A 5,656-nucleotide genomic window follows, 5' to 3' on the forward strand; every position below is an offset into this window, starting at 1 on the left:
TCGAAGAGGGATGAGCTTTATCGCAAGATGAAAAGAAAGAACCAAATAAGGTGGTCAAAAGCTACGCGGAACTGGGAGAAAGTGGGTGACGTTAAGTTGAACCCGGAGAAGGAAAAACAAGCAGCTTAAATGCTCAGGCGACAACTACCTTGAAAAACGCCGAGAAAGCACCATTGATACAGAGTACGGATAGATGGGAATTGATATAGATAAGAGCAGTTTTGCAGAAAGTGATTATCGAGACTTTGAAAAAAAACTGCAGACCAACCTTTCCAGCTTGAGCTCCCTATTGTCACAGACAGGCTTTGGAAAAAAGAAACCGGGTAGTGCTATTTTGGGTGCCGAGCTCGAAATGTATATTGTTGATAGCAAGGGAGAGCCCTTGTTGCTGAATCAAGAAATCTTAGATGCTGCTGATGACAAACAACTGACTCTGGAGATTAACCGCTATAACCTGGAATATAACCTGACTCCATATTCCCTGTCGGATGCGCCGTTTAAGTCGACAGAAAATGAGATTTGCCGCCAGCTGTCGAAGCTAAATGATATTGCTGCAAAATATGAAGGTCGCATATTTCCTGTCGGTATACTTCCTACGCTGGATAATTCTCATTTCGGGCCTGTTTGTATGACGGACCGCCAGCGTTATAGAACCTTGGTTGAGCAATTGTTTGAACGTCGTGGGCGTGAATTTGAAATTGATATTAACGGTAGACCTCCTTTACAAATGGATATGCAGGACGTTACCTTGGAAGGTGCGAATACTTCATTCCAGATTCATTATCGAGTCGACCCTGAAGACTATGCAAATACCTTCAATGCCTTTCAAATGGTGACGCCTTTAGTGTTAGCTTTAGGTGCTAATTCACCCGGTTTATTTGGTCACGACCTCTGGTGTGAAACACGAGTACCTTTGTTTAAGCAGTCTATCGATACGCGAATAAAAGATAGATACCGATGGAACGAGCCTTCTAGGGTAAGTTTTGGGCAAGGCTGGGTACGCCGCTCTGCTTTGGAATTATTTCAGGAAACAGCTTCGATATTTTCACCTTTATTGCCAATATGCAGTGAACAGGACCCAGAAGCCCAGATGGCAGAAGGGAAAGCACCTAGCTTATCAGAGTTGCGACTTCATCAAAGCTCTGTTTGGTTGTGGAATCGACCGGTATATGACGATGCTGATGAAGGCCATTTACGGATAGAACTAAGGTCTTTGCCCGCTGGGCCCAGCGCGGTTGATATGGTTGCCAATGCAGCACTGTATATCGGTCTGGCAGAGTACTATCGCGACAAAATGAATGAGCTGATGCCTGCTTTACCTTTTCATTTAGCGGAGTTTAACTTCTATCGCGCCGCGCAATTTGGCTTGGGTGCACGAATCGTTTGGCCAGACCCTCAGCGTTCAGGTTGTCGTGATCAGCCCATTATCGATATTCTTTCCCAAAGCATTGATCATGCAGAGCAGGGCTTGCGTAGTATCGGTGTTGAAGATGAGGAAGCAGGCTATTATCTATCCATTGTTAAAAAGCGTCTTGAGTCAAAGCAGAACGGAGCAGTATGGCAAAGAGAGAGAACCGCTTATTATCAGAATGAAAAGTCTTATAGCTCTGACAAAGCAAGAAAAGCAATGCTAGAAGACTATATTGCTTACAGCCTAGACAACATTCCAGTGGGTGAATGGCCTTTAACGTAACAATTATTGGATATAAGAATGAGTATAGAGTTAAACAGATTTTGTGACCCAGACCCAAGCTCAATTGGTGAGGATATCTATCAGTTTCTTGATTACTTGGGAGGCCCTTCAGAAATCCTGCTGTCAGGAGATGACACCACTCGAACGCGAGCATTTGTAACGCTACTGCATGGCAATGAACCTTCAGGCCTTATTGCCTTATTTAAATGGTTGAAGTCGGGACTTAAGCCAGCGGTGAATGTCGTTTGCATTGTGGCTTCAGTATCAGCGGCTAGCTTGGAGCCTTCATTCAGTCATCGTGTCTTCGCTCGTCAGCGTGACCTGAATCGCTGCTTTAAAGAACCCTTTGATGATGAACCTGGCTATCTCGCCGCTGAGATTCTAGAGACTTTAAAGCGCTATAAACCTGAAAGCTTGATCGATATGCATAACACCTCGGGCTCAGGCCCTTCATTTGCGGTGGCGATCTACGAAGATCCTCAGCATGATGCTTTGACAGAATTGTTTACTAAACGCCTCATCGTGACTCACCTACGTTTAGGGGCTCTGATGGAGGTCACCGAATACCTTTGCCCAACTGTGACGATTGAATGTGGAGGGCGTTTAGATGAGTCTGCGCACCAGATTGCTTGGGAGGGCTTAAATCGTTATTTTCGTTTAGAAAGTGTCTTGGCAGGCCAAGAAAGTCAAGAGAGCTTGGAGGTGCTTACTAATCCGGTAAGGCTCGAACTAAAGGATGATTGTCGTCTAAGGTATGGCGAGAAATTAAGTGAAGAATCTGATTTGTGTTTGCTACCCAGTATAGAGCAATTGAATTCAGGTATTACTGTTAAAGATACGCAGTTGGGTTGGGTCGCAACAGATGATCTGAAAGCTGTATTTTCTTCAAAAAATAGTCGAGAAGAATGTGTGGTAAATGAGTTGGTTTATATCAAAGACGGCGGATTGTTTGCTAAACGAGACTTAAAGCTCTTTATGATCACTAATAATCCGGAAATCGCCAAGATGGATTGTCTATTTTATGCAGTAAGGGACTGTGGTTCAGAGGTTGTTGCGGAATTATCTTAGTGGCCCGCTTACAAGTTGAACCCAGATTTTACTGGGTTCAACAAGAAATTAAAGGAACGCATTTGTGCCTTATTTTTTAGCTTCCGGGTGAAGAGACTTACCTAGTATATGGCTGTCTTCTTCGATAACTGATGATGCTTGGCCGACAATAAGGGGATCTGCTCCACGAACAACATGATGATTCTTATCAGGATAATCCAGCTTAGAAAGGAAGTGTTGCATACACGCAAGGCGTGCTCTTTTTTTATCATCTGATTTTACGACTACCCAGGGTGCGTCAGCGGTATCGGTGTAGAAAAACATCGCTTCTTTCGCTTCGGTATAGTCATTCCATTTTTCTTGAGCAAGTTTGTCGATAGGGCTTAGTTTCCACTGTTTTAGAGGGTCAGTTTCACGTTTCTGAAAGCGAGCGGTTTGCTCTTCTTCAGTAACAGAGAACCAATACTTAAATAATTTTATACCGCTACGGGTAAGCATTCTTTCTAGTTCTGGCGTTTGACGCATAAACTCAAGGTAGTCGCTCGGTTCGCAGAACCCCATAACTCTTTCAACACCTGCTCGGTTATACCAAGACCGGTCGAATAAAACGAGTTCACCTTTGGTGGGCAGGTGTTTAATGTAGCGTTGAAAGTACCACTGACCGAGCTCTTCTTCAGTCGGCTTTTCCAAAGCAACAACGTGAGCGCCCCGTGGGTTTAGATGTTCCATAAAGCGTTTTATGGTGCCACCTTTACCAGCGGCATCTCGCCCTTCAAACAGAATCACTATTTTTTGTCCTGACTCTCTTATCCACTTCTGGGCTTTTAGTAGCTCGATTTGTAATTCTTTTTTTATGCTTTCGTATCGTTGGCGACTAATTTTTGTCTTGTATGGGTATTCGCCTGACCTAAATGATTCGGCAATATAATGTGGGTCATGGCGTTTTTCTGCTAGAGCGTGAAGCTGAGTCCCTACTGAGCTCAAAGTCTTATTCTTAGACGAAGTTTGCTTGTCTGATTGATTCTTATCTGAGTTTTGCATGGTTCTTTTCTAGCCCTCTTTTTTAAACGTAATCCTTAAGTCTACTAGACAATTGGAGGGCGCATGGTTAAATAACGGGCTTGATTGATATGTGTCAATACCTATGAGTGGATATCTAACGGTTAATGGGCAGTAGATGTAATTTTATAAGCCAATGATTGGAGATTAGGGCTGAGGATAACCTTGAGCGCGAGTGGCCCTTGCTTAAGATAGGTTACGCCTGATACTTGTCATTTCCGCGATTTAAAGTGAGCATGAACTCGCTTAACAAACTCCATATACTGACTTTCGTCGTGCAAATTCACTTCTTCTTCGATCGGCAATAAAGGGAACCTTTCCTTCAAGGCTGCCGCGAATAGGCCCATACCGCCTTGTTGGTGAATAGTGCTGTCACTCTGAAATATTTTGACGTTTCTGACTCCGCAGCTGGGTGAGTTTTTCATCAGAACAAAGCCATCTAAAGACCCAAAGCTATCAAGGGCCTCTTTGCAGCCTTCAAGTAATTGAGGGCCTAAGTTTATGCCTGTTAAGTCAGTGTCATCGTTATACCGTAGCGTTGGCCTGGAAGGGTTGCCGGTAAGTCGCATTTTGGGGCGGGGTATACCAAAACCGGCAGCGGCTTCAGGGCAGAATGTTTCAAAAGAGAAGTGTTTGCTCAATTCGTCTAAGCACAATGATGAGCGTTTATGCTTTCCGTCATAACGTACTTCAAATCCTGCAAGGCAGGCGCTTAGACCAATCTTAGGTTTTGATCCTGGCATTTTATATGATGCTTGTGACATGGTACCTGGTGCTTAGGGGAGCGAGTTTAGGCTTATTTTGAACTATTCGAAGGAGAATGAATATAGTATTTCTTATATCTAACAAATAACGATTGCCGTAGGCAGAGGGTTCCAGCCTTCGCTGGATCAACCCCGTACTAGCCCGCTTGCGAGCCATGGAAGGCTCTGCCTACAGAAGTCGGTTTACCTAGTGCCCGCGTAGGCAGAGGGTTCCGCCCCTCGCAGACTCTGCCCCATGCTACTCCTCATGCGAGCTGTGGAAGGCTTTGCCTACAGTTAGATGGGTTTAGCGACAAACCCTGTCCTGGTAGTAGTCATTGCTGTAGTTGCAGGACTTACATGCAGAAGGCTTGTCATTACTATGCTTTGATGCTTTTGGGCTAATTGTCTCGATAATCTTTTTCATTCGACTTTCTCCTATTGATTGTTTGCATTGTTAGCTTCGCAAGTCATGTGCAATTTGTATAGTTCAAAAAATAGAAGTAGATGATCACTTTTTCTTAACGAAGTTCTTCAGCAAACACTTCCATTAAGCACTCAATGTTCTTGACGCCGATATAGTTGGGGCGACTTAAAAAAGCGATTCTGCGATGAGGTCCTGGTTCATTCAAGTGAATTGCTTTGAGGTCATCGCTTTGGCTATTTATCTGCTTTAAGGCCATCTCGGGAACGAGAGTACTACCCATACGACCGGCCACCATTTGAATCAAAGTGTTGAGGCTGGTCGCGCCTAGTGTTTCACTTTGTTCATTATTACTTAGCTTACATGCTGCTAGGGCATGATCTTTAAGGCAGTGACCGTCCTTGAGTAGCATTAGTTTTGACTGATCTATTTCGGTACTGGTGATTTCATCTAAACCTGATTGCTCTGCATCATTGCGCGTCAGCCAGTAAAAGTCTTCTTGAAAGAACTCAAAGGCTAACAGTCCGTCATGTGGATAGGGTAGCGCCAGAATTGCGGTATCAATCTCGCCTTTGCGGATCATGTCTACCAGGACATGAGACTGCTCTTCGATAATTGTCAGTTTGAAGTCAGGGTATTGTTGGCGAAGTGCAGGTAAGACTTTGGGAAGTAAGTAAGGCCCGACTGTTG

Annotated in this window: 5 protein-coding genes; 2 read left to right on the plus strand and 3 right to left on the minus strand. The window is 44.3% G+C overall.

The annotated features are described in order from the left end of the window. Positions 1 to 193 precede the first annotated feature (193 nt). A complete protein-coding gene (locus tag A3761_RS23945) occupies positions 194 to 1,693 on the plus strand; it encodes a glutamate--cysteine ligase (RefSeq protein WP_068515142.1) in 1,500 nt (499 codons plus the stop codon). A gap of 18 nt (positions 1,694 to 1,711) precedes the next feature. Beyond that, positions 1,712 to 2,761 carry a succinylglutamate desuccinylase/aspartoacylase family protein gene (locus A3761_RS23950; protein WP_068515139.1) on the plus strand — a complete coding sequence of 350 codons (1,050 nt, stop codon included), beginning with the start codon at positions 1,712 to 1,714 and terminating at the stop codon, positions 2,759 to 2,761. 69 nt (positions 2,762 to 2,830) lie between these two features. On the opposite strand, the gene ppk2 is transcribed toward A3761_RS23950, so the two are convergent. The 3 genes from ppk2 to A3761_RS23965 form a co-directional block, all read right to left on the minus strand. Beyond that, positions 2,831 to 3,781 carry a polyphosphate kinase 2 gene (gene ppk2 / locus A3761_RS23955; protein ID WP_082865461.1) on the minus strand — a complete coding sequence of 317 codons (951 nt, stop codon included), beginning with the start codon at positions 3,779 to 3,781 and terminating at the stop codon, positions 2,831 to 2,833. Between the two features lie 230 nt (positions 3,782 to 4,011). Continuing rightward, a complete protein-coding gene (locus A3761_RS23960) occupies positions 4,012 to 4,542 on the minus strand; it encodes a DUF523 domain-containing protein (RefSeq protein ID WP_197473226.1) in 531 nt (176 codons plus the stop codon). 521 nt (positions 4,543 to 5,063) lie between these two features. Next, a partial coding sequence (locus A3761_RS23965) for a LysR substrate-binding domain-containing protein (protein ID WP_068751051.1) occupies positions 5,064 to 5,656 on the minus strand: 593 nt, incomplete at its 5' end.

It is taken from the genome of Oleiphilus sp. HI0123, assembly GCF_001635315.1.